Here is a 23628-nt window from a genome sequence, read left to right on the forward strand (position 1 = left end):
CGATGGGCCACGAACTGGCCCTTTTGTTGAATCGCCCCGCGCCCCCGCGCTGGTTACGCTGCACCCGCTCAAGGCTCCCCCGAGAGGTCGCATGCGTTCCCCACCGCCGCTTCACGCACTCTTCATCATCAATTCGCTCGCAGGCGGCGGCGCGGAGCGCGTGTTCACGACGCTGGTGGACCAGTTCAGCCGCCGCCCCGAAGAGTTCGCGATCACCGTGGCCCTGCTCGATAACGAGGCGGAAGAGGCCTACCACCTGCCCGCAGGGGTCCGGGTCGAACGCCTGAACACGCGCGGCGGCCTGCTGCGCAGCATAACCCAGACCCGCAAGCTGGTACGGCGCCTGCGCCCGGACGTGACGCTCTCCTTTCTCTCCCGCGCCAACGTGGCCGCGATCGTCGCCATGCGCCGCACCGGAAAAGGCGCGGTTATCAGCGAGCGCGTGAACACCACCGCCCATCTCAGGACCGGCCGCCTCGGCTTCCTCAGCCGCCTGCTCATCCGGGGAACCTACCCTTCGGCGCGGCACATCATCGCCGTCTCCGAAGGCGTGGCGCGCACGCTGGAAAGCGACTTCGACATTGCGCCCGATCGCATCTCGGTGATCTACAACCCGGTGGACATGGACCGCATCCATGTGCTGGCGCAGCAGCAACCGGCCATCCCCGTCACCACCGCCGATTTCGTGACGATGGGGCGGCTGGTCGACAACAAGAACACCGCCATGGCCATCCGCGCGCTGGCCAGGTTGGGCAGCAAAACAGGCACTGGCGGCAACCTGATCGTCCTGGGCGAAGGGCCTCTGCGCGAGGATCTGACCGCCCTGGCAGCATCGCTGGGCCTGGCGGAACGCGTCCACTTCGCCGGTTTCATCGCCAATCCCTACGCCGTGCTGGCGCGGGCGGGCTGCTACCTGCTCACCTCCCATGCCGAGGGATTTCCCAATGCCATGATGGAAGCCATGGCCGTCGGCCTGCCCGTGGTCGCCACCGATTGCCCTTCCGGCCCGGCCGAGATCCTGGAAGTCCATCTCGAGGGTAATGGCGCGGCGTTCGGGCAGGGCGGCGCGCTGGTCGCCATGGATGACGATGCGGCAATGGCCCGCTGCATGGCCGAACTGACCGGTCCTAGACGCGAGGCCTTCTCCGCCGCCGCCCGGCAGCGCGCCGCCGCCTTCTCGGTCGAAAGCGCGGTCGAGCGGTTCCGCGCCGCCCTGATGGACGCCGTGCCGCCCGTACGGATGGCCGCCCGGATGCCCGCCCAGGCGCAAGTCTCGTGAAAGTCTGCGTCACCGGCCTGCGCGGCATTCCCGGCGTCATGGGCGGGGTGGAGACCCATTGCGAGGAACTGCTGCCGCGCATCGCCGCGATCGAACCCGACATCGAGATCGAGGTCTGCTGCCGCGCGCCCTACGTCGATCCGGCGATGACGAGCTTCCGCCATGTCGCGCTCAAGCCGCTCTATTCCCCGACCGGCCGCACCAGCGAGGCTCTGGTCTCGACCCTGATCGGCATCCTCCATGCCCGGCTTCACGGGGCCGACGCGGTGCATATCCACGCGGTCGGCCCGGCCCTCTTCGCACCGCTCGCCCGGCTGCTTGGCCTGCGCGTGCTGCTGACCCATCACGGCGCCGACTACGACCGCGAAAAATGGGGGCGCGGCGCGCGCCTCATGCTCAAGCTGGGCGAGCGGCTCGGCGTGCAATCGGCAGACCGGGTCGTCTGCGTATCGCCCTCGCTCGCCGATCGCATGCGCGGGCGCTATCCTTCGCGGGCGGACCGGGTAGAATTCATCCCCAATGGGGTCAGCATCATGCCGCCGTCCCCGCAGAGCGACGAGGACGTTCTGGCGCAGCTCGATCTCGTTGCCGGCAACTACATCCTCTGCGTGGCGCGGCTGGTGCCGGAAAAGGGCATCCACTACCTTGTCGAAGCCTTCCGCCGCAGCGGCGACAACCGGACGCTGGTGATCGCCGGGGCGGGCCGCGCGGACGACCGCTACGCGCAGGACCTCTTGGCCATGGCCGAGCCGCGGATCCGCTTCCTGGGCATGGTGCCCCGCCCGCGCCTGGGCGTGCTGCTGCGGCAGGCCTCGCTTTTCGTGCTGCCGTCCTTTCACGAAGGCCTGCCGATCGCCGCGCTGGAGGCGCTCGCCTGCGGCTGCCCGGTCCTGCTCAGCGACATCCAGCCCAACCGCGACCTCGGCCTGCCCGCCAGCCGGTACTTCCCGGTGGGAGACGTCTCCGCCCTGGCCGCCCGCCTTGCCGGGCACGAGGAACCGGGCGAAGACTCCGCCCCGCCCCTACCCGACACGCTGCTGGACTGGGACGAAGTGGCGAAACGCACCGCCGCCGCCTATCGCGCGCTCAAGGGCCGCCGCAGACTGCGCCATGCGCTCAACCCGGCGGCCTAGGCCAATGTTCGAGACGATGCCCCGCCCCCTAGCCGCCCGGAGCACGCGATGCTGGCACTGACCTCGGGCAGCCCGCCCATCCCGATCTTCCTGCTGCTGCCCACGATGATGCTCTACTGCGTGCTCGTGGTCGTGCTCTGCATGCGCATGGGGGCTTCGGCGCGCTTCCTGGTCATCGCCTTCGCGCTGCGCCTTGCCATGTCGGCCATGCCGCGCTTCGCCTTCTCGTCCTCTCCGCTCGGGCTGAGCTGGAATGCGCTGGCCTCGGTCCTGCTGGTCGGCGTCGGCAGTCTTCTGCTGCTGCGCAGCCGCGCCGTGCCGCTGATCCTTGCGCCGATCGTGCCGCTGCTGCTGGTCATCGCCATGAGCGCCGTGCTCAACGGCGAAGTCTCCGGCTCGATCGAGAGCCTGGTGAAATACGCCTATCTCGCCATCATCGCGCTGACCGCCTATGACGCCTTCATGGCCGACGGCGCGGGCAAAGTGCTGCTGCGGATGCTGATCACGTTCGTGCTCCCGCTCGCGCTCCAGGGCTTCAGCCTCCTGCTCGGCATCGCAAAGGCCACCGAAAGCGACGGATCGGCCTCCTACATCGGCGGCTACAACCACGAGGCCGCCTTCTCGATCATTCTCCTGACCGGCCTGCTGACCGCCATTCTCAACCCCCGGCTGCGGGCGCTCTACAAGCTGGCCATCGCCACCGTCTGTCTCGGCGGGATCCTGGCCGCCAATTACCGTACCGCCGTGATCACCGCCGGTCCGCTGATGCTGGGCCTGCTGATCGCCTCCATTACCGGCAGCGTGCGCGCGAACCAGCGGCCCATCGCGGGCCTGCTGGGCGTGCTGCTGGTGCTTTCGGCAGTGCCGGTGGTGCCGATGGTGGCGGGCGACCGCTTCGACGCGATCAAGACGGTCTGGGAAAATCCCGAGATCCTCAGCAAGGCGCCCGCCGATTTCAGCCGCGCCGACACGCAGATCCTGTCCGGCCGCCTGCTGCTCTGGAGCCAGTACATCACCGCCTGGGACGCGGGCACGCCGCGCCAGCACATGCTGGGCTTCGGCGCCAACGCCTGGGAGGGCCGCTATCGCTATTACGCCCACAACACGCTCGTTTCCACGCTCTACGAGCTGGGCGTGCTGGGCGTGGCGGCGATGCTGCTGCTGTGGATCTGGATGTTCGTCATGGCCGCGACCGCGCGAACGCCCGCACGCTTCACGCTGGTCATGGCCCATCTCGGCTTCTTTCTGCTGAACATGGCGACGATGCCGTTCTGGATGATCGAGGGCCTGCTGTTCTACGGCCTGCTCTGCGGTTTCACGGTCCATGCCAACCTGCAGGGACGCGCCGCCAAACGGCCCGTCGCAAATCCCGCAAGGCTCCGCCCTATTTGAGGAAATTTCGCCCCTTCCCCCAGTTGTGCTTCCAGTTCGCTTCGGCAAGTAGCCCAAAAGAACTAAGCCATACGGATGAGACTATTCGTCATGGTATCGAAAATATCGAGCGAATCTTCGCTTAAGTCTTTGGGAAAAAACATGTTCCGAGCACTGGGTTTTGCTGTTCCCCTTCTGGCGATGGGGCCGTCCACGGGGACGCCGGTTGCGTCGCTTTCAAGCGTGGTCGCCGCACCTGCGACGATGGCCACCGCCACGACCGCCGCCACCACCTTCAAGATGCCGTCGATCGCCACCCCCCAGGTCAGCGCCGCCTGCAAGACCGGAACGACGATCCGTCTGACTGCCACCACCCCTTCGGTGACGAAGCTCTGCGTGGTGGATGGCAAGATCCTGATCAACGGCAAGGATGCCAGCGGATTCGTGGTGCAGGACGTCAAGTCGCAGCGCTACGGCCCGCTGATGCGCGGCACCAATGTGCCCAACCTCCAGGTCCAGCGCGTGTCGGACACCGATGCGCGGGCAGACGCCACGCTGGGCCTGGGCCTCGTGAACGTCAGCAACGGCATCGGCAAGGCCGTGTTCCGCGACCTCGTCTGGATCGGCAGCAAGGCCCATCCCGCCATCAACAGCGACGACGCCTGGGCCGCCATCGCCCTCAAGGGCAAGGACGCGGACGACGTCGGCACCTTTGAAATCAAGAACTTCGACTTCCAGAATCTGTTCATGGATTCCGGCAGCTATTACCAGAACGTCGACGGCATCTCCACCGAAGGCGGCTATTCCGGCACGATCTCCAACGGCCGTGTCATGAATGCCAGCGACGCCTGCCTGGACATCAAGGGCAATGTGCGGGTGGACAACGTCTACCTGTCCGGCTGCCGCCAGGGCATCAAGGCCTGGACCAACCAGAGCCACGGCCTCGTCGAACTGGGCACCAACCGCTTCGTCGGCATACTCGGCAAGGGCACCAAGAGCGGCGCGCGCACGATCACCATCGACGTGCTGATCGCATCGGGCGACCCTTCCGTGCCGCTGTTCCGTTCCGAGGAAGGCGTGGTCAACCTGCATATCCGCCGCCTGATCGCCAAGCCGGGCCAGGTGCTGAACAGCTCCAGCAGCTATGCCGGATCGAAAGTCACGGTAGACCAGCGCCTCTCGATCTGAGGGTTGTCTAAAAATCCGCCACAGGCGGATTTTGCGGCACCGGCCCGAGTCTTTGTTGAGTACGCCTTCGACATCCGTCGAAGGCTTGCGGCACCGGCCCACGCCCCCACCCGACCTCCCACTAGTGTATCCTGATGGGAGGTCGGGTGGGGGCGTGGGCCGGTGCCGCTAAAAATGCCCTTCAGGCATTTTTCAAACAAACTCTGCGCCTCCCGGTTTTTCGGGAGGCGCAAAATCGCACCCGATAGGCGCGATTGCACGGCCGCCGCAGGCCGGCGATCCTGGCCGTCCCAGCCACGGGGGCGGCGCGATGGCCACAGACGAAACCCAGGACAAAGGCAGGCACATTGCTTCCCACGCCGCGATCCGGGGCATCGCCGCCGCCATGGTGGTCGTCTATCACTTGCGCGAGGGCGCGCTCTACCTCCAGCCCCGCCTGCCGCATCCGCCGGCCATGGAGCGGTGGTATCTCCTGGTCGACGTCTTCTTCATCCTCAGCGGCTTCGTCATCACTTACGCCGCCGCGCCGGACGGCAAGCCCCTGGACCGGGCGCAGATCCTGCGTTTCTGGCGCGCGCGGGCGGCAAGGATCTATCCGCTCCACTTGTTCTGCACTGCGCTGCTGCTGACGATCGCCGCCGCCGGAGCGCTCAATGCTCTGCGGCGAGGCGATGCGCTCGACCCCATGTGGTCTCCGGCCGGGCTGGGCTGGGTTCTGCAGGAAGCCGCGCTCGTCCATTCGCTGGGCCTGCCCGGCTTCCGGTTTCTCAATCCGGTCAGCTGGTCCCTGAGCGCGGAAATGGGCGCCTACCTGCTTTTTCCAGCCCTGCTCGCCGTGGCTGCCCGTCGCGGCGGGACCTGGCTGCTGCTGGGACTCTCGGTGGGCTTCTACGCCTTTATCCTGATCGAGGGCCGAACGCTTCAGATCGCCTATGGACTGGCGCCGCTCCGCTGCCTTGCCGCCTTCGTCGTTGGCTTGGCGATCTGCCTCGACCGGTCCCTGTGGGCGCGGCTTTCGGGCAGGGCCTGCGATGTCCTGATGGCCACGGGCGCGGCGGGCTTCGCGCTGGCCCTGGCCACCAATCTCCACGACGTCCTCGCCATACCCTTCGCGGCACTGGCCGTCGCCGCCGCATGGCCGGATCGCGGCAAGATCGCGGCGTTCCTGGCCCGCCCTTCGCTCCAATACCTGGGTGAAATTTCCTTTTCGCTCTACCTGATGCACTGGGTTTCGCTGATCGTGGTCACCAACCTGTGGATGCACGGCGTGTCGCGCCTCGGCCTGCCCTATTGGGCCGAGCAGACCGGCTGGATCGCGGCGGTGGTCCTGCTCAGCCTGCCCGCCGCCGCCCTGACCCATCGCTTCATCGAGCGTCCCGCCCAGCACCGGTTCCGACAGGCCCGCCGCGCGGGCACATCGGCAGGCCTCCGTCCCGCGCCGCTCGCCCGAGGTAGTGGTGGCTGAGATTTCGAATTACTACCTGTTTCTGATGGATTTCATGGGGTGAAGGCTCGCAGAATAAGTCCGCGAATTTCCTCGATTCCCGAGAGGTAGGCGACTTGCACGTAGCTTCCAACAAGCTGGATCCCTCCGCAGCGCGCAGGCTGGGTCTGACCGACCCGGCCGCATCCGCCGCATCCCATGGCTCCGGTGGAGCGGACGGGGGCAAGCTCATCGACCTGTCCTGGCTGGCGACCCTGGCCTGGCGGCACAAGTGGCCCATGCTGCTGGCGATCCTGGCCGTGCTGGCGCTTACCGCGCTGGCTTACCTGATGGCGGTCAAGAAATACGATGCCAGCGTCGTGCTGGCGCTGGATCGGGGCGACCAGCAGCTTGTCCGCACCGCCCAGACCAACAAGGACACCATCATCGATTCCCCGGCGGTGGATACCGAAGTGCAAGTGCTGCTCTCGCCCGAAGTGGCCGCTGCCGCCGTGCGCAATGCCAGGCTCAATACCGATCCGGCATTCCTGGCCGCCGCCGCGCCGAATGCCACCGGCCCGCTGACCGTGCCCGCCGCTGCCAATATCCTGCGCTCCAACCTCACGGTCGGCAGACAGGGCCTGTCCTATGCGATCAACCTCGGCTACCGCTCGCGCGATCCGCAAGTCTCCGCCAGAGTCGCCAATGCCGTGGCCGATGCCTATGTCAGCGGACAGGTCCAGGGCGAGCAGAGCGCGCGCAGCCAGGACATCAACATGCTGCGCAGCCGCCTCGACCAGCTTCGCGGCGACGTGATCAAGGCCGAGGCCGCCGTCGCCTCCTACCGCGCCAGCGCCGATCTGGTGGCGGTCAGCAACGACAGCACGATCGCCCAGCAGGAACTCTCCACGCTCAATACCGAGCTGGCCTCGGCCAAGGCCGAACTCGCCGCATCGCAGGGCCGCGCCAGCGCCAATGCGGGCGAAAACGGCACGGCGGTGAACAACAGCCCGGTGATTCGCGACTTGCGCACCGAAGTCTCCACGCTGGAAGTGAAGCTGGCCGAGCAATCCTCTTCGCTCGGGCCCAACCATCCCGACCGCATGAGGACCGAAGCCCAGCTTGGCAGCGCCCGCCAGGCACTGCGCCGCGAAGTGGCGCGCGCCAGTTCCGGCGTCAGTTCCGACGTGCGAGTGGACAGCCAGCGCGTCGGCGCGATCCAGGCGGCCATCGGCGGCGCCAAGGGCCGCCTGTTGGCAGGCAACAATGCCTCGGTGCGCCTCAACGAACTGGAACGCGTGGCCGAAAGCTCGCGCCAGCTCTACCAGACCTTCCTCGACCGCTACCGCGTCGAACTGGCGACGCGTGGCACAGAGAAGAGCAAGGCCCAGGTCATTGCCCGTGCTCAGGTGCCTTCAGGGCCTTCCTCGCCGGATCTGCTGGTCTACATGCTGGGCGGCGGCATCGCCGGCGTGATCGCCGCCGTGCTGCTGGCGCTCGCCCTCGAATGGCGGGAACGCGGCATCCGCACCCGCGCCGAGGCGGAAGAGCTGACCGGCTACGAAGTGGTGAGCAGCCTGCCCGACATCGCTACCATGGACGAGCCCGACTTCCACAAGGACGAAGCCCTGGGCGTGCCGGACTTCCTGGTCCACCACCGCGATTCGCCTTTCGCGGAATCGGTGCGCGCCATCTGGACCGCGCTGAAGATCGGCCACAAGGGCCAGGTCGCCCGCTCGGTGGGCGTCACCTCCTCGATCCCCGGCGAAGGCAAGACCAGCACCGCCATCGCGCTCGCCCGCTCGGCGGCGATGGCCGGACGCCGCACCCTGCTGATCGACTGCGACGTTCGCCGCATGGGCACGACCATCGCCCTGAACTTGCGCGGCCGTCCGGGCCTTGCCGAAGTGCTGAGCGGCGAGGCGCGGGTGGAGGACGTGCTGGTGCTGGACGAGCCTTCGGGCGCGCATGTCCTGCCGCTCAACTCCACCGCGGAAACCCCGCTGGACATCATCCATTCGGACGCCACCGCCACCCTGCTCGACCGCTTCCGGCAGGAATACGACCTCGTCGTGCTCGATATCGCGCCCGTCATCCCGGTGGCTGAAGCCCGCGCGCTGGCGGCCATGGCGGACGTCACCCTGATGATCCTGCGCTGGCGCACGACCCAGCGCAACGTCCTGAAGACGGCGCTGCGCGAACTCGACCGCGCCGGGGCGCATATCTACGGATTGCTGCTAACCCAGGTGGATACCCGCAGTTCGGCGGTGCTGGGCGAGGAAATGGCCTACTACCAGTACTACTACGCACGCGGCGCGAACTGACGGGGCACTGACAGGGGCACGGGGGGCGGCGGCATTAGCGCCGCCCTTTTCAATCGCCTTCGCCGGTATAGCCGAAGAAAGTCATGAGTTCCGGCACTTCCGCCACCGTTTCGGCCACGATGCGCCGCTCCACGGTGGACAGCATCAGCACCTGGGCACTCTCCGGCCGCTCCTCCTGCGCCTGCGCCCCGCTTTTGCGTTCCAGGCCGAAGGCGGTCAGGATCGCATCGGGATCGCGGCGAAATCCCTCGTAAGTCAGCAGCGGATGGCCGTTGCGCTCGACGGCGGCGCGCAGCAACCCGCTGCGCCAGATCCACATCCGGGCGAGATCGCGCACCACCCGGTCGCGCGGAACCCCGCGATAGCCCGGCAGGGCATAGCGCTTGAGCTGCGCATCGATGCAGGTCAACGGCGCGCGGTTGGTCACCGCCACGCGATACTCCGCGAAGTGACTGAACAGCGCCTCGTAGCGCACGAGGTTGGGCGGGCTCTTCTCCAGGAAGAAGGCATGGCTGCGGCTGCGTTCCGCTTCGGCGATACGCGCGCTCCAGGCGCCCAGCACGGCCTCGTAGTCCACGAACTTGTGGTCCAACCACTGGTCCCGGTCCATCAGCCCGCGCACCAGGCGCTGGCCTTCGAAGCTGGCGTGAAGCCCCCCCACGTCGGCGCGATCGGCCAGATGGCGCGCCACCGCCGTGCTGCCCGCGCCGGGCGGCGTCAGCAGGAAGAGGAAAGGGTGATGGATCCGCTCGGCGCGCCGCCTCGGCCAGTAGGGGCCGGGATCCTCGGGCCGAGCCTGAAGCCCCAACGGTTTCAGCAGGCGATCGACCGCCACTCTCACAGAACAGCCCCGTCCACGCAGCGCTCCCTCGCCAATCCGCACTGCAGACAGGATAACCGCTCCTTCCCGCGCGGGAGCGGCTATTGCGAGACGGCCGCTACCTCTTTCGCGGGGTTTTTTTAAAAATCCGCCGCAGGCGGATTTGGCGGCACCGGCCCACGCCCCCACCCACCACCCGCAGGATACTAGCGTTGGGTGGTGGGTGGGGGCGTGGGCCGGTGCCGCAAGAAAATGCCCTTCAGGCATTTTTCAAACTCACTCTCAAAACACTTCGCCGATCCCGAAGTAGACGGCGTGCGAATCCCGCCCCATCGCGAAATCGAGGCGGAGATTGGTGCCCGTCGCTTGCGAAGCCTTGTAGCGCAGGCCCATGCCGACGGCGGGCAGGAACTTGCCGTTCCCGATCTCGCCCAGATCGTCCGCGATCCCGCCCATGCCCGCGAAGAACACGCCGCCGAACTTGCCGCCCAGATGCTGCCGCCATTCGATCTGGGTGGTCCACATCGCGCGGTCGCGGTAGCGGCCCATTTCGTAGCCGCGCAGGTCTCCGGCCTGTCCGTACATGCACATGTCGTAGAACGGGCCGTTCTTCGAAACCGCGCAAAGGCTGCCGTGAACGGCCAATGTGCCCGTGGAGGTCACCGGGAAATAGCCGTTCGCGGCAGCCTGCCACTTGTTGTAAGTGAAGTCGCTGCCCAGCGCCCCGGTATTGAACAGGCCTACCACCGTAAGGTTCGCCCCCTTGCGCGGCGCGAACTGGCTGTCCCGGCTGTCGTAAGTGATGGACGGCCCGATGCCGGAGATCCTGCTGTCCAGCAGGTTCCCCGGCAAGTCGAGGTCGGGAAACAGCGGGTTTTCGGTCTTGATGGATTGGTTGACGTCGAGATATTCGTAGCGGACACCGAGATACATGTTCCTGAATATTGCGTACTGGGCCTGCCCCAGCAGGACCATGCCCTTGTCGTCCATCTTTACCGAGACGTTGCGATCGCCCGCGGCGGCACCGATGCCGTAGAATTTCATGTTGATGTCGGCATAGCCGCCGAACAGCAGGACTTTGACCTTGTCCTGCGCCAGCGACATGCTGTGAACCGCGCCGCCGCCCCAGCTCTTGTTGCTAGTGTAGAAAGCGCCCCCGCCGGTCACCCAGGGCTCGCTCGATCCGTTGGGGTTGTAGAAGAGGACGCTGGCCAAAGTGATCCCCGCGCCCAGCGTGGGATTGGACATCGGGATCGGCACGACCAGAAGATCGGGCTTCATCTTCTTCGGCGCCCCTGGGTTGCTTTCAGGCCGATTGCTTTCAGGCTGTCCGTTTTCCGCCCGGTCCTTGCCCGCCGTCACCGTATCGCCCGCCATCTGCATCACAACGCTGTTCTGCGCCGCCGCAGGCGTGCCGAGGGACAAGACCGCAAGGACTGCGGCGATCAGACCGGCAGCTTTCGCCCTGTTTGGCATGGTCTTCTCCTTCGGCGCTACCCCGCCAAAGGATGTAGTCGCCGCAGGGGAAGAGTGCGGCAGACGAAAGCATTACTGCATCGGGAATTACCCCCGTTTTCCCGGCTGCCGTTACGAAAAGAACAGCAGTCCGGGGCATCGCAGGCCCGGTATCAGCCCACTCCGGCGAGCTTCTTCCTGAATAGAGAGTTCACCAGCCGGCCCTCCAGCAGCCGGCCCACCAGATAGAGCGCCGCGAAGATACCCGCGAAGACATAAGCGGAAGTGGGCGACTTCTTCTTGCCCTTCTCTTCTGCGGCCTTGTCCTTCTTGGGCTTTTCCGGCGCAGGTGCGCCAAGGGCCTTGTCGATCGGGTTCTGGATCATCTTCGCGGCTTCCATCCGGGCCTTCTTCGCCTCTTCCTGGGCCTTCTTGGCCGGGTCGGAGGTTTCCACGGGCGGCTTCTCGAACTTGCCCGCCAGAATGGTCAGCTGTGCGAAACCCAGGAACAGCAAGGGCGCCAGGAAACAGAGCAGCAAGGCGCGGCTGTTCAGGTTGTAATGCAGCACCGAACCTGCGGACTGCCGCTCGATCTGCAATACGCCGCCGTCGAACACCGACATCTTGTCCTGCGCCGCGGGATCCTTCTTGCGAAAGGTCAGGCTGTCGCCGGTCCGCTGGTGGCTGGTACCCGTCTGGCGAAACAGCGGCGAAAGCCTGTCGAACACGTCGTCGCTGGTCTGTCCCGGAGCGAGCGCCAGGCTGCCCCTGACCTGCCAGATCCAATTGATGAAGCGTGAGTTCATGTGGTTTTTCTCTGGATGCGGGCTGTGATGCGACCTTGGGCGGCGATTTTATTCAGCGGGGATGGCCGTCGCGTCGTCCAGATGCGGCCTGCTCCCCCATTTCTCCTTCATCGTCTTCCAGCCTTCGGTGAAGGGGAAGGTCATCTGCTCGCCGATCGACATGCGGCGGCCGCCTTCCATGCCCAGCAGTTCGGCTTCGCCATCCACGCAAGTGCCGAACATGCGGTCGATGAAGATGAAGGTGTTGGAATAATTGCTGCGGCTCGCCTCGAAGTCCTGCGAATGGTGGAGGCTGTGGTGTTCGGTGGTGTTGAACAGGAAGCGCCACCAGCGCGGCGTGTTGAAGCGCACGTTGATATGCTGATAGGTCCCGATCGCCATGCCGAAGGCACCCGCCAGCAGGGCAGCGCGCGGCAGGAAGTCGAAGAAGCCGCCGATGCCCAGGCCGATCAGGAACAGCTCGACCGGATTCCCGACCGCGCCCTTGTTGATGTTCAGCTGGGTGATGTAGTGGTGGACCGAATGGGTCAGCCAGAGCGGGTACCAGTTATGCATCCCGCGGTGCATCCAGTACTGCCCGAAATCGAAGATGAAGGCGATCAGGAACGCCTGCAGCAGCAGCGGCATCCCCATGAACCAGGCGAACTTGTCCCAATCGAACTGGCGCAGGATCGCCTCGATCATCGCGCCGTCGCCGATGTAATCCTCCACCAGGCGCAGGATGGTATAGCCCAGGCCGACGTAGAACAGGTCGGTGGCGAGTTCCTTCCAGGTCAGGCGCCAGCTTTCGTGGCGGGGGAAAGCCCATTCGAGGCACAGCAGCAGGACCTTGAAGCCGATGCCGATGCCGATCGCCGTCGATGCCTTGGCGATGGAATTGGGCGCATAGTACCAGAAGGCGATCAGCGCGAAGAGGACGGTCGGCTGGAACCAGGTGAAGACGAACTGCTTCACCGGGCCGCCTTCCACCTTCGGGATGTTATCCCAACCGATGGTCACCGGCGACTGCGCGCCTATGATCCGTTTACCTACGCGAACGCCTTCCATACGCCTGCCCTCGTGGTATTTCCCGCCCACCGGGTGGTGCGGTGAAATGAGATGGAACACCCGTGTTCTTGGGTGGGAGGATCGTTAAAGCGGCAGGGTCCCGCCAGATGCCAATGCGATATGCAGTCCATAGATGCGGTCTATGTCGAAGAGGCCGGCGCAGCGCGGTTTTTTGGGGGATTCTCGCGCCAAAACGCATGAAGCCTCCCTGCCGCTGGCAGGGAGGCTTCAGGAAGGCCTTCTGGTGAGGCTGACCGGAGCAAAGTCCGGCCAAAGCGATTCTCAGCGCGCGAGAGCCAGCTTGGTGGCCGCAGCCGTGGAAGCATCGGCGCGGCGATTCTCGATCCGGTCGCGGATGTCTGCAAGAACGGCGGTGCGGCAATCCTGAGCCTTGCGTTCGGCGGCGAGATGGACGCTGGCCATGTTTTCGCCGCAGACCGAACGGGCCGCGCTGTCCATGCGAATGGCAAGGCGCTGCTGCCCTTCCGCCGTGGCAAGATCCAGGCCCTTGAGGTCGAGGACCGCCTGGTCGCGCGCGAAAGGATTGCTGCCCGCAGGCGCTGCAGTGGCGGTGCCGGTGGAAAGGGTGGTTGCGAAAGCCAGCGATGCCAGCGCCAGAATGCCAGTCTTCATCATCTTCTCCAAAGCGCGGATACAGGATCACGTCTACGGTGACTGACGTCGCCATAGCGCTTTTGGGAAGATCTTGCAATATATCGGGCAGTTTTCGCGCCCGTAGCGCCGCTCTAGCGCTGTGGTATTACTAGATATGCTAGTTCAGTAATACTCCCTAACATGCCGATAGGCAGATCTACTTGATTTGTAACCGGGTCACTTGTGCCCGGCTGCGTCGTGGTAACGGTGATTTCACGCGCGCCCGGCAGCGACCATGCGCGCACATCCTGCACCGGCAGAAGAACTTTCCAGTCGCGCCCGCCTTTCGCCTCCACCGGATGTCCGTTCACGCGAACGAGCATGCCGGGATCGGCGCGCGACCCGGAGACCAGCAGGCAATCGGATTGATCGCAGGAAACCAGGCGTGCCTTGTTGCCGGATCCGGCCCAGGCCGGTTGGGCCGACAGGGCAACCGCAGTTGCGGCGCCGAGCGCGATACCGAGAAAGCGGCGGACCATGCGCACCTGTTCGACCTTGCGAATGGCGGCCAGGATCACCAGCGGCTCCGGTGGCGGTTGCCGAAATCACGCGCGCCGCTGACGGCGCCTGCGCGGGCCTCCATGCCGTCGCGCAAAATCCTGAACAGAGCGGCGCCGAACGCGCGGATCGCCACGGCGAGGCCCGTCTGCTTTTCGGAGAAACCGGTTCTGAAGATCACCTGCCCGCCCTTGTCCTGTCTCTATAAGACTAGACTGAAGCGAAGCCCCTCATCGAGACAGAGGCGAATTCGCGATGGCAGGCATAGATCCGGTTTATGCCCTGGCCTATGCTCTGGGTTGCGCACGGATACGGCGGAAAACCTCGTCCACGAACAGCTGCGTGGCCGTATCGCGCTCCGGCTCGGCCCGGGCGAGCAGGAAGATGTCGTAGCCCGGTTCGAAATCACCGTGGAGCAGCGGCCAGAGCAGCCCCTTCTCGACATCCGCCTGGACGACCGAAGTGGGCAGGAAGCCGATACCCACGCCGCAGAGGATCAGGCGGCGAACCTCGTTCATGTCGTCGGCCAGGGCCGCCACGCGGGTGCCCAGCCGGTAGCGGCGGCGCAAGTGGGTGATGATCTCGATCTCACCCTCGCCCATGAGCACGAAGGCCTCGCTCTTGAGTTCCTTCGGCTGGGTGATGCGATAGCCGAACAGCGGGTGGCTGCGGCTGCAGTAGAGCTGCTGGTGCTCGACGAACAGCGGCTCGTACACCAGATTGCCGCGCACGCTGTTGTCGTAGCCGATGCCCACTTCCACTTCGCCCGATTCCAGCGCGTCTAGCACCTGGCGCCAGGAGGACACCCTGATCTCGATCTGGATATCGGGATTGCGACGGTGGAAGCTGGTGATCGCCTCGTCGAATTCGGCCGAGACGATGGCCGAGACGATCTGGATGCGCACCACGCCTTCGACACGCTTGGTCGCCTGGGCGATCTGGTGCGGCATCATCCGCGCGGATTCCAGCATATCCTCGCACAAGGCCATCATCGCCTTGCCCGCCGCCGTCATCTCCACGCCCGCCGCGGTGCGGTGGAGCAGCGTGGCGCCGACGTGATCCTCCAGCCGCTTCAGCGCCGCGCTGACGCTGGGTTGCTGCTTGTTGAGCTGGCGCGCCGCCGCGCCGATGCCGCCTGCCCGCACGATATCGACGAACGTGCGCATCAGGTTCCAGTCCACCCGGCTGGCGAACTTCCTGTCTGTCAGCGGCGATCGTTCGCTCATGCCTCGTTCCGTACTCTTGTCATTGGCGCCCTGTCCCATGCCGATAGTCCGGCATCGAATCAGGGTGATAGAACAGACCGGCGTCGCAGCGCGAGCGGATATGCGGCTTCACCACCCGCGCCTTTCCTTTCAGGGCGCCTTCTGCAAGTCCGCCCCGCTCCACCAGGAAAGCGTGTGCTCGTCATGGGCCGAGGTCCAGACGCCCTTCGGCGTCCAGCGCAAGGCACCGCTGCCCGCCGCCTTGCCCTTGCGCGCCTCTACCGCCATCGCCTGCGGGTCGATCACCGCGAAGACCTGATCGTCGGTGGTGCGCAGCCAGACTTTGCCCGCGCCGGTATCGATATCGCCCCACTTCAGGTTCTGGCCCACCTTGATGCGGCCGGAGAGCGCATTGGTGGCCGGATCGATGCGCGCGACGGTGCCGTCGCCCTGCTCCTGCACCCAGACGCCGCCCTCGCCCGCCGCGAGAAAGCCCGGCTCCTTGCCCAGCGGGATCCGGGCAGTGACGGCATTGGTGGCGGTATCGATGCGCTGGAGCGACTGCTTCGCCGCGCTCACCGCCCAGACCGCGCCGAAGCCGTAAGTCAGATACCAGGTGCCCGCATCGACCGGAACCGAGGCGACGACCTTGTTCGTCGCCGGATCGATGCGGGCGACCAAGCCCCCGCGATCCTTGGCGCCGTTGTCGCTGGCGACCCAGACCGAACCGTCCCCGGCCACCACGTTGAGTTCGCCCGAGGAGGCGATGCCGGTGGGGATCGTCGCGACCAGCTTTGCCGTCTTCACGTCGATGCGCTTGACGGCCTTCTCGTCGCAATCGGCCACCCAGAGCGAACCGGCGGAGATGGCCATGGCGCCGCAGGGGTGCGCCATGGCCACTTCGGCCAGCTTGCCCCCGCGCGACCATTGCTCGACCCGGCCCTTGTTGGTGGCCCAGACCGTATCGCCGTCAACCGCGAGGAAATCCGCGAAGCCCGGCACCTGGATCACCTGCTCCGCTTGCGCGAGCGAAGGCAGGGCGGCACTTGCGGCTAGTAGCATAGCAACGAACTTGCGCATGGATTTCCCCCTTGGTGAAGCTGCGGATCAGGCCTTGCCGGCGATATAGGCGCGCCAGCCGCCGAGATGCGTGATGTCCTCGGCCCCGTTCAGCGCGCGGGGTTCGGAAACGAAGCCCTTGACGGTGGTGCCGTCGGCCAGCGTCACGTTGCCGATCGCGAGCGGTGCGGGAACGTCCACGGTGAAGCTGCCGAATTCGGCCACGCCCAACTCGTAGACTTCCACCTTGATCGCCGCGCCGTCTTCGTCATGCACCAGCGCGGGCTTGGGCGGCACGCTATCAGCGATGGCGTAGAGCTTGTAGCTCGGCGCCGTCTCGAACGCGCCGACGAATTCGGCCTCACGGCTGGTCAGCTGCCAGTGGAGCGGCATGTCCTTGAGGTGGGCACCGACGACGGCGAGTTTAACAGTCTGCATCTTTCCCTCCAGATCGAGTGGTGGCGGCGCGGGAAGATCCGCGGCCGCAAGGTAAGTGTCGGCCGCGTCCAGCAGGGCGCGGTCGGTGTCGGCGGGGCCGATCAGGGTGATCCCGAAGCCCGTGGCATTGGCGCGGATGCCTGCCGGAACCGCCAGCGCGGCCATGTCCAGCAGGTTCACGAAATTGGTGTAGAGCCCGAGGTTGCTGTTCAGCGCCACCGGCGCGGCCAGCATCTCGGCCACGCGGTAGGTGGACCCCGTCGTGGGGAAGGCCAGCATGTCGATCTCGCCCCACAGCAAGTCGGCGTGGCGCTTCAGATCGGCCATGCGGTAGATGCCGTTGAACAGCTCGACCGCGCTCATGTCCTTGCCCGGCTCGACCACCGCGCGCACGGTGGGATCGACGGCGCGCGGGTTGCTGGCCAGGATGCCTTCCATCGCGGCGGTACGCTCGGCCACCCAGGGGCCGCCGTAAAGCAGTTGCGCGGCTTCGAGCAGCGGGGCGAGGTCGATCTCGACGATCTCGCCCAGCGCCGCCAGCGTCTCCAGCGCCCGGTCGTAGAGATATTCGGATTCGACATCGCCGAAGAACACCCGCTGTTCGCGGCGCGGCACGCCGATGCGCTTCACCGCGAGGGGGCTGTCGGCCAGAGCCTTGGAATAGGGATCGGCCACGTCGAACCCGGCCAGCACCGCGTCCACCAGACGCGCGTCGGCAGTATCGTCGGTGAAGACGGTGATGCAGTCGATGGTGCGGCAGGCAGGGACGAGACCGCGCGTGGACCAACGGCCCTTGGTGGGCTTCATGCCGATCAGGTGATTGAAGGCGGCAGGCACCCGGCCCGATCCCGCCGTGTCGGTGCCGAGCGCGAAAGGCACCAGCCCCGCCGCCACCGCGATCGACGAGCCCGAGCTGGACCCACCGCTGACATAGGCAAGGTTCGAGGCATTGCGGGGAATGCCATAAGGACTGCGAGATCCGTTGAGGCCGGTGGCGAACTGGTCGAGATTGGTCTTGCCCACGCAGACCGCGCCGGCCGCCAGCAGGCGCTCGATCACGCCAGCGTCGGCTTCGGGCTCGTAGGCGAAAGCGGGGCAGGCCGCCGTCGTTTCGAAACCGGCGACGTCGATATTGTCCTTCACCGCGAAAGGCACGCCGGCCAGCGGCAGGTCTTCGCCTGCCGCAACCCGCGCATCCACGGCGCGAGCGGCAGCCAGCAGTTCCTCGCGGCTGGCCCGGCTGATCCAGATCTGCGGCTGGACGGCCGCGTAGGCTTCGATGCGGGCCAGGGCATCCTCGGCCACGGCCAGGGCCGTGGTCTCACCCGTCCTGACGGCAGCGGCGATGCGGCTTGCGCTTTGGCGGTTCAGTTCGGTCATGCGTGCCTCCGCAAGGCGAGCATCGGCGCGCCGGGCTGCAAGGACTGCCCTTCGCGCATATAGAGCGCTTCCACCGTCCCGCTGCCGGGGCTTTCGACTGGACATTCCATCTTCATCGCCTCGATTACCGCGATCTTGTCGCCTGCCTCGATACGGTCGCCCGGGGCGACCAGCAGCCTTGCAACGCTGCCGCCATAGGGTGCTTCCACCAGGTCCGAACCTTCCGGTAGCACTATCGCAGCCTCCGCAGGCGCGTCGGCCTCCTCCAGCTTTGCGACATGGTCGAACTCGCCCAGCCGCTGCCATTCCTCGCGCTCGGCATCGAAGGCGGCCTTTCGTGTCTCCTCGAACTCCGCGATGCCTGCGGCATTCTCGGCCAGGAAAGCGCGGTAGTCGGCCAGGCGGAACTCGGAAGGCTCGATGCGGATCGAGCGCCGTCCGGTCGGGAATTCGCGGCGCCAGTCGGCCAGCTCGTCGGCGCTGACCGGGTAGAAACGGATCTGGTCGAAGAAGCGCAGCAGCCAGGGCTTGCCTTCGGTGAAGGCATCCGTCTGGCGATAGGTGTTCCAGACCTGCAGCGTGCGCCCGAACAGCTGGTAGCCGCCCGGCCCCTCCATGCCGTAGATGCACATATAGGCGCCGCCGATGCCCACGACATTGGGCGGGGTCCAGGTGCGGGCCGGGTTGTACTTGGTGGTCACCAGCCGGTGGCGCGGATCGACCGGCGTGGCCACGGGGGCGCCGAGATAGACGTCGCCCAGGCCCATGACGAGGTAGTTTGCCTCGAAGATCAGGTTCTCCACCGCAGCCTGATCGCGCATGCCATTGATGCGGCGGATGAACTCGATATTGTCGGGACACCAGGGCGCATCGTCGCGCACGGTGGCCATGTACTTCTCGATCGTCTCGACCGTGGCGGGATCCCGCCAGCTCAGCGGCAGATGGACGATGCGCGAGGGGATCGCGAAGTCCTGCAGGTCGCCAAGGCGCTCCTCCGCTTCCATCAGCGCCGCGAGGGCCGCCTGCTGGGTCAGCGCCGCGCCGTCGAAATGGAGCTGAAGCGAGCGGATGCCGGGAACCACGTCGATCACGCCCGGCAGATCGAGCCGCTCCAGTTCCGTCATCAGCGCATGGACGCGGATGCGCAGTTCGATATCGAGCACGATCGGGCCGTATTCGACGAGGATGTTGCGGTCGCCCTGCTGGCGATAGACCGTGCGCGGACGGCCCGGCGCTTCCGGGATCTCACCAAGGATCGGCGAGAGGGTATCCACCTTACGCACGGGAGATGACGCGGGAGGCGCTCCATTCGCCACCAGTTCACGCTGCGCGGTTTCCGCCGCAATGGCATCCTCGATCGTGACGGGCGCGAAGCGCAGGCGGTCGCCCGGCGTAAGTTGCCCGATCTTCCAGCGGTCTGCGGCGATCACCACGAAAGGACAGACGAAGCCGCCCAGCGACGGGCCGTCCGGTCCCAGGATGATCGGCATGTCGCCGGTGAAGTCCACCGCGCCGATGGCATAGGGATTGTCGTGGATGTTGGAGGGGTGCAGCCCCGCCTCGCCGCCGTCGCTGCGCGCCCAGCGCGGCTTGGGGCCGATCAGGCGCACGCCGGTGCGGTTGGAGTTGTAGTGGACCTTCCACTCGGCGCCGAGGAACGTCTCGACATCCTCTCCGGTGAAGAAGTCCGGGGCGCCGTGCGGGCCGTAGAGGACACGCAGGGTCCAGTCGGTGCCGATCTCGGGCAGGTCCACGGCGGGCAGGGCCGCCTCCGTCGCCGCTCCGGCAAGATGCAGCGTATCGCCCGCAAGCAGGCGCCGCGCGGCATGGCCGCCGAACTGCCCGAGTTCGAACGTGCTGCGGCTGCCCAGATAGGGCGCGATGTCCAGCCCGCCCGCGAAGAGGATATAACCGCGAAGCCCGCCGGTCGAAGCGCGCCCGAGCGCCAGCGTCTGGCCCGCCGCGATATCGATCGGCACGCCGCGCGAGACCGGAACCCCGTCCAGGGTCGCGCCGAAATCGGCGCCCATCAGGCAGACACGCGCGGCCGATACGAAGGAAAGGGTCGGCCCGGTGACGGTGACCTCAAGCCCCTCGGTGCCTTCCGGGTTGCCCAGCAGGCGGTTGCCGAGGCGGAAGGACTGGTCGTCCATCGGCCCGGAGGGCGGCACGCCCACGCCCCAGAGCTTCTGACGGCCCGGCCAGTCCTGCACCGTCGTCGCGGTGCCGCCGCTGACCACGCGGACCGCGCTGGGGTGATAGGCAATGGCATCGAGCACGCGGGTCGAGACTTCGCCGCTGGTGAAGGCGGGCGAGCGGACGACATCGCGCAGCCAGCGCACATTGGTCTCGATGCCGTCGATCCGGCTGCGGTCGATCGCCGCCTGTGCCGCCTCCACGGCTTCCTCGCGGGTCGGAGCATGGACGATCAGCTTGGCCAGCATCGGATCGTACCAGGCGCTGACCGTGCTGCCGGACGAGCACCAGGTTTCTACGCGGATATCCTCGGGGAATTCGACGCAGGTGAGCTGGCCCGAAGTCGGGCGATAATCCAGCGAGGGGTCCTCGGCATAGAGGCGCATCTGCACCGAATGGCCCTTGGGGCTGGGGGCCGGGCCGTCGAGGAAGGCGAAATCGCCCGCTCCGCCGCGCACCATCCATTCGACGAGATCGATGCCCATGACCTCTTCGGTCACGCCGTGCTCGACCTGGAGGCGAGTGTTCATCTCCAGGAAGAAGAACTCCTCGCGGTCGGCATCGTAAAGATACTCCACCGTGCCTGCCGAGCGGTAGCGTGCCGCCTCACCCAGACGCACGGCCGAGGCGATCAGCTCCGCGCGGACATGCTGTGGCAGCAGCGGTGCCGGGGCTTCCTCGACCACTTTCTGGTTGCGGCGCTGGAGCGAGCAATCGCGCTCGCCAAGCGCCATGACGCGGCCCTCGCCGTCTCCGAACAGCTGCACCTCGATGTGCCGAGCGCGGCGCACGTAGCGTTCGAGGAACACGCTGGCATCACCGAAATTGCTGAGGCCAAGGCGCGCGACGGTGGCGAAGCCTTCGCGCAGGTCCGCCTCGTTCTCGCAGACCTTCATGCCGATGCCGCCGCCCCCGGCGGTCGCCTTGAGGATCACCGGATATTCGATCCCGGCGGCGGCGGAGACTGCCTCTTCCTCGTCCGTCAGCAGGCCGGTGCCCGGCGCCAGCGGCACGCCATGCTCGGCGGCGAGTGCGCGGGCGCTGTGCTTGAGGCCGAAGGTGCGGATATTTTCGGGCGTCGGGCCGATGAAGACGATCCCGGCTGCCGCGCAGGCTTCCGCGAACTCGACATTTTCGGCCAGGAAGCCGTAGCCGGGATGGATCGCCCCGGCGCCGGTCTTCTTCGCCGCATCCAGGATCGCCGCGATGTTGAGGTAGCTTTCGGAAGCCTTGGCCGGGCCGATCAGCACGGCCTCGTCCGCTTCCGATACGTGGTTCGAGCCTTCGTCCGCCTCGGAATAGACCGCAACGGACTTCAGGCCCATGCGGCGAAGGGTGCGGATGATGCGGGTGGCGATCGCGCCTCGGTTGGCGATCAGAACCGTATCGAAGCTCATGCGACGACGATCATGCGGACGGGAGTGGGATTGAAGCCGTTGCAGGGATTGTTGACCTGCGGGCAGTTGGAGACGACGACGATGACGTCCATTTCCGCGCGCAGGTCAACAGTCAGGCCCGGCGCGGATATTCCGTCGACGATGCCCAGCGACCCGTCCGGCTCGACCGGTACGTTCATGAAGAAGTTGATGTTGGAAACGATGTCCCGCTTGCCGCGCCCTTCGAGGAGGTTGGCCTCCAGGAAGTTCTCGACACAGGCGTGCTCGGCCTTGGTATGGTGGCCGTAGCGCAAGGTGTTGGATTCGCACGAGCAGGCGCCGCCGATGGTGTCATGGTAATCGACCGAGGTGGCGGCGATCGTCATCAGCGCATTGCCTTCGTTGGACAGCAGCTTGGTGCCCGCCCGCAGGAACAGATTGCCCTGTGCCGAAACGGTATCCTGCGCGCTGTAGCGCTCAGCATCGTCGGCAGCCGAATAGAGCAGGAAGTCGACGGCCTGGTTGCCTTCCAGATCGACGATGCGCAGCGTCTGCCCGGCCTTGACGTGGTGCAGCCAGGGCGCGCGGGCGGGAACGACGACGTCGTGGACGACATTGCCGGTGAGGCCGGACATGTGGGGATCGGTGCTCATGATCGCGTGTCCTCTAATCAGCGGCGGAAGTAGTCTTCGACATTGGTGAAGGCGCGCAGGCCCTCGGGCGTGGCGCCCCGGACGGGATCGTCCTCGGCGGTCACCGGTCCCCGCCAGGCCGTGGCGCGCAGCGGCGTGACGCTCCATTCCGCGCGCGGATCGAGGACGTGGGGGACATTGGCGATCACCACGATCACGTCCATTTCCGCGCGCAGGACCACGCTGCGGCCGGGTGCGAAGGGGCCAACTTCAGGCGTGATCGTGCCATGCGCCTCGATCTTCGCGCCCTTGAACAGGTTCACGCAAGGGTGGACGTCGCGGCGGCCGAGGCCATGCTTGGCCGCACCGAGGAGGAACCTGTCGCGGCCGCTGGGGAAGGCACCGCTATTGCGGCCTTCGCCGTACTTCGCGGCGTTGGTTGCGGGGTTGGATGTGCCGCAGAACGTGTCATGCGTGCCGGCATCGTCTGCGAGAATACTGAACAGGACCCGGCCCATGTCGGACAGGAGCAGTTTTCCCGCCCCCAGATAGGCGTTCCACTGCACCTTTACCGTATCGGCCACATTGAGCCGCTCGGTCGGCATCTCGGCATTGAAAACCAGCAGCGAGGCGCAGGCATCGCCGTGAAGGTCGATCAGGCGCAGGCGCGAACCGCGCGACAGGCGCCGCGTGGCATAGCCCCCTGCGGCGATGGTCTCTTCCCACACGAGATCGGCAGGGGCGACATCGCCGGGCAGGTCGTCCGCCACCGGGGGCAGCACCGGCATGCTCTCGACAACGGTGCCGCCCTGGGCCCGCGCATGGTCCCGCGCGGCAAGCGGATCGGCCAGGGTCTGGGTCATGAATGCGCTCCGATGCTGGTAATGTCTTCGCCGCTCGGGTCGTAGAGCGGCGGCAAAAGGGCGGTGGTGGTGACAAGCTCTAGCTGCTGCACCCCGCGCACCCGGCGAATGGCGTCGCAGAGTTCCTTCAGTCTTGCTGCGGGACCCTGCACGAGAAGAACTTCAAGGGACTGGTCGTCCTCCAGCACGACATGCTGCGAGGAGATCACTTCCTTCAGATAACCGGCCTGCGTCTGCGAAAGCTGGTGCCGCACCCGGCCGCGCTCGCTGCGGTAGACCAGGGTTATGGTCCCGGCGAACATCTCCTCCGGGTGCATGAGCGATCCGTGTTCCGTCAGCGCGTGGCGGATCAGTTCGGCAATGAGCTGGGAGCGGGAAGGCAGGCCGCGTTCCGCCACCATCAGGTCAAGCTGTCTGAAGAGGTCTGCCGGGAGGCTCATGCTGAGCCGCGCCAGGCCGGTGGAATCGGAGCCCATGCCCA

20 protein-coding genes are annotated in these 23628 nt (G+C 66.3%); 6 read left to right on the forward strand and 14 right to left on the reverse strand.

Annotated elements, in window-relative coordinates:
• Window positions 1-91 precede the first annotated feature (91 nt).
• The 6 genes from NTCA1_RS13390 (at window position 92) to NTCA1_RS13415 (ending at window position 8718) form a co-directional block, all read left to right on the forward strand.
• Window positions 92-1279 (forward strand): glycosyltransferase, encoded by a 1188-nt coding sequence (locus tag NTCA1_RS13390; RefSeq protein ID WP_133084662.1) that lies wholly within the window; start codon window positions 92-94, stop codon window positions 1277-1279.
• Window positions 1276-2412 carry a glycosyltransferase family 4 protein gene (locus NTCA1_RS13395; protein ID WP_133084663.1) on the forward strand — a complete coding sequence of 379 codons (1137 nt, stop codon included), beginning with the start codon at window positions 1276-1278 and terminating at the stop codon, window positions 2410-2412. Before NTCA1_RS13390 ends, NTCA1_RS13395 begins: the two co-directional genes overlap by 4 nt.
• Before the next feature lie 48 nt (window positions 2413-2460).
• Window positions 2461-3804: an O-antigen ligase gene (locus NTCA1_RS13400; RefSeq protein ID WP_133084664.1), complete on the forward strand. Its 1344-nt coding sequence runs from the start codon at window positions 2461-2463 to the stop codon at window positions 3802-3804.
• A gap of 141 nt (window positions 3805-3945) precedes the next feature.
• Entirely contained in the window at window positions 3946-4971 is a 1026-nt protein-coding gene (locus tag NTCA1_RS13405; protein ID WP_133084665.1) for a hypothetical protein, read from the forward strand.
• Window positions 4972-5281: 310 nt separating this feature from the next.
• A complete protein-coding gene (locus tag NTCA1_RS13410; protein WP_159830882.1) occupies window positions 5282-6436 on the forward strand; it encodes an acyltransferase in 1155 nt (384 codons plus the stop codon).
• 95 nt (window positions 6437-6531) lie between these two features.
• Window positions 6532-8718: a polysaccharide biosynthesis tyrosine autokinase gene (locus NTCA1_RS13415; RefSeq protein ID WP_133084667.1), complete on the forward strand. Its 2187-nt coding sequence runs from the start codon at window positions 6532-6534 to the stop codon at window positions 8716-8718.
• Window positions 8719-8767: 49 nt separating this feature from the next.
• Here the strand turns inward: NTCA1_RS13415 and NTCA1_RS13420 are convergent, their stop codons facing one another.
• From NTCA1_RS13420 to NTCA1_RS13485, 14 genes are all read right to left on the reverse strand, one after another.
• Window positions 8768-9553 (reverse strand): hypothetical protein, encoded by a 786-nt coding sequence (locus tag NTCA1_RS13420; protein WP_133084668.1) that lies wholly within the window; start codon window positions 9551-9553, stop codon window positions 8768-8770.
• A gap of 267 nt (window positions 9554-9820) precedes the next feature.
• Entirely contained in the window at window positions 9821-11014 is a 1194-nt protein-coding gene (locus tag NTCA1_RS13425; RefSeq protein WP_133084669.1) for a BamA/TamA family outer membrane protein, read from the reverse strand.
• Window positions 11015-11166: 152 nt separating this feature from the next.
• Window positions 11167-11799: a hypothetical protein gene (locus NTCA1_RS13430; RefSeq protein WP_133084670.1), complete on the reverse strand. Its 633-nt coding sequence runs from the start codon at window positions 11797-11799 to the stop codon at window positions 11167-11169.
• Window positions 11800-11847: 48 nt separating this feature from the next.
• Window positions 11848-12846: a sterol desaturase family protein gene (locus NTCA1_RS13435; RefSeq protein ID WP_133084671.1), complete on the reverse strand. Its 999-nt coding sequence runs from the start codon at window positions 12844-12846 to the stop codon at window positions 11848-11850.
• Between the two features lie 282 nt (window positions 12847-13128).
• Complete coding sequence (locus NTCA1_RS13440; RefSeq protein ID WP_133084672.1) at window positions 13129-13479, reverse strand: UrcA family protein; 351 nt, start codon at window positions 13477-13479, stop codon at window positions 13129-13131.
• Between the two features lie 113 nt (window positions 13480-13592).
• Window positions 13593-14018, reverse strand: a complete 426-nt coding sequence (locus tag NTCA1_RS13445; protein WP_133084673.1) for a hypothetical protein — start codon at window positions 14016-14018, stop codon at window positions 13593-13595.
• Entirely contained in the window at window positions 14015-14179 is a 165-nt protein-coding gene (locus tag NTCA1_RS13450) for a hypothetical protein (RefSeq protein ID WP_159830883.1), read from the reverse strand. The genes NTCA1_RS13445 and NTCA1_RS13450 overlap by 4 nt, the downstream gene beginning before the upstream one ends.
• A 106-nt stretch (window positions 14180-14285) precedes the next feature.
• On the reverse strand, window positions 14286-15224 hold the full coding sequence (locus NTCA1_RS13455) for a LysR family transcriptional regulator (RefSeq protein ID WP_133084674.1): 939 nt from the start codon (window positions 15222-15224) through the stop codon (window positions 14286-14288).
• 129 nt (window positions 15225-15353) lie between these two features.
• Complete coding sequence (locus NTCA1_RS13460; protein WP_133084675.1) at window positions 15354-16283, reverse strand: YncE family protein; 930 nt, start codon at window positions 16281-16283, stop codon at window positions 15354-15356.
• Window positions 16284-16310: 27 nt separating this feature from the next.
• A complete protein-coding gene (gene atzF, locus NTCA1_RS13465; RefSeq protein ID WP_133084676.1) occupies window positions 16311-18080 on the reverse strand; it encodes an allophanate hydrolase in 1770 nt (589 codons plus the stop codon).
• Window positions 18077-21673 carry an urea carboxylase gene (gene uca, locus NTCA1_RS13470; protein WP_133084677.1) on the reverse strand — a complete coding sequence of 1199 codons (3597 nt, stop codon included), beginning with the start codon at window positions 21671-21673 and terminating at the stop codon, window positions 18077-18079. Before uca ends, atzF begins: the two co-directional genes overlap by 4 nt.
• A complete protein-coding gene (locus NTCA1_RS13475) occupies window positions 21670-22305 on the reverse strand; it encodes an urea amidolyase associated protein UAAP2 (RefSeq protein ID WP_133084678.1) in 636 nt (211 codons plus the stop codon). Before NTCA1_RS13475 ends, uca begins: the two co-directional genes overlap by 4 nt.
• 17 nt (window positions 22306-22322) lie before the next feature.
• Complete coding sequence (locus NTCA1_RS13480; protein ID WP_133084679.1) at window positions 22323-23147, reverse strand: urea amidolyase associated protein UAAP1; 825 nt, start codon at window positions 23145-23147, stop codon at window positions 22323-22325.
• The gene (locus NTCA1_RS13485; RefSeq protein ID WP_086492145.1) at window positions 23144-23623 is read right to left on the reverse strand and encodes a CopG family ribbon-helix-helix protein; all 480 of its coding nucleotides are present in this window, start codon (window positions 23621-23623) and stop codon (window positions 23144-23146) included. Before NTCA1_RS13485 ends, NTCA1_RS13480 begins: the two co-directional genes overlap by 4 nt.
• Window positions 23624-23628: the final 5 nt, after the last annotated feature.

It is taken from the genome of Novosphingobium sp. TCA1 (assembly GCF_009811895.1).
In the GTDB taxonomy this organism is placed as follows: domain Bacteria; phylum Pseudomonadota; class Alphaproteobacteria; order Sphingomonadales; family Sphingomonadaceae; genus Novosphingobium; species Novosphingobium panipatense_A.

Excerpts from the sequence above, each read along its gene's own strand:
- NTCA1_RS13390 (WP_133084662.1), top strand. The coding sequence starts at position 92 with ATGCGTTCCCCACCGCCGCTTCACGCACTCTTCATCATCAATTCGCTC.
- NTCA1_RS13400 (WP_133084664.1), top strand. The coding sequence starts at position 2,461 with ATGCTGGCACTGACCTCGGGCAGCCCGCCCATCCCGATCTTCCTGCTG.
- NTCA1_RS13405 (WP_133084665.1), top strand. The coding sequence starts at position 3,946 with ATGTTCCGAGCACTGGGTTTTGCTGTTCCCCTTCTGGCGATGGGGCCG.
- NTCA1_RS13410 (WP_159830882.1), top strand. The coding sequence starts at position 5,282 with ATGGCCACAGACGAAACCCAGGACAAAGGCAGGCACATTGCTTCCCAC.
- NTCA1_RS13425 (WP_133084669.1), bottom strand. The coding sequence starts at position 11,014 with ATGCCAAACAGGGCGAAAGCTGCCGGTCTGATCGCCGCAGTCCTTGCG.
- NTCA1_RS13430 (WP_133084670.1), bottom strand. The coding sequence starts at position 11,799 with ATGAACTCACGCTTCATCAATTGGATCTGGCAGGTCAGGGGCAGCCTG.
- NTCA1_RS13435 (WP_133084671.1), bottom strand. The coding sequence starts at position 12,846 with ATGGAAGGCGTTCGCGTAGGTAAACGGATCATAGGCGCGCAGTCGCCG.
- NTCA1_RS13440 (WP_133084672.1), bottom strand. The coding sequence starts at position 13,479 with ATGAAGACTGGCATTCTGGCGCTGGCATCGCTGGCTTTCGCAACCACC.
- NTCA1_RS13455 (WP_133084674.1), bottom strand. The coding sequence starts at position 15,224 with ATGAGCGAACGATCGCCGCTGACAGACAGGAAGTTCGCCAGCCGGGTG.
- NTCA1_RS13460 (WP_133084675.1), bottom strand. The coding sequence starts at position 16,283 with ATGCGCAAGTTCGTTGCTATGCTACTAGCCGCAAGTGCCGCCCTGCCT.
- atzF (WP_133084676.1), bottom strand. The coding sequence starts at position 18,080 with ATGACCGAACTGAACCGCCAAAGCGCAAGCCGCATCGCCGCTGCCGTC.
- uca (WP_133084677.1), bottom strand. The coding sequence starts at position 21,673 with ATGAGCTTCGATACGGTTCTGATCGCCAACCGAGGCGCGATCGCCACC.
- NTCA1_RS13475 (WP_133084678.1), bottom strand. The coding sequence starts at position 22,305 with ATGAGCACCGATCCCCACATGTCCGGCCTCACCGGCAATGTCGTCCAC.
- NTCA1_RS13480 (WP_133084679.1), bottom strand. The coding sequence starts at position 23,147 with ATGACCCAGACCCTGGCCGATCCGCTTGCCGCGCGGGACCATGCGCGG.
- NTCA1_RS13485 (WP_086492145.1), bottom strand. The coding sequence starts at position 23,623 with ATGGGCTCCGATTCCACCGGCCTGGCGCGGCTCAGCATGAGCCTCCCG.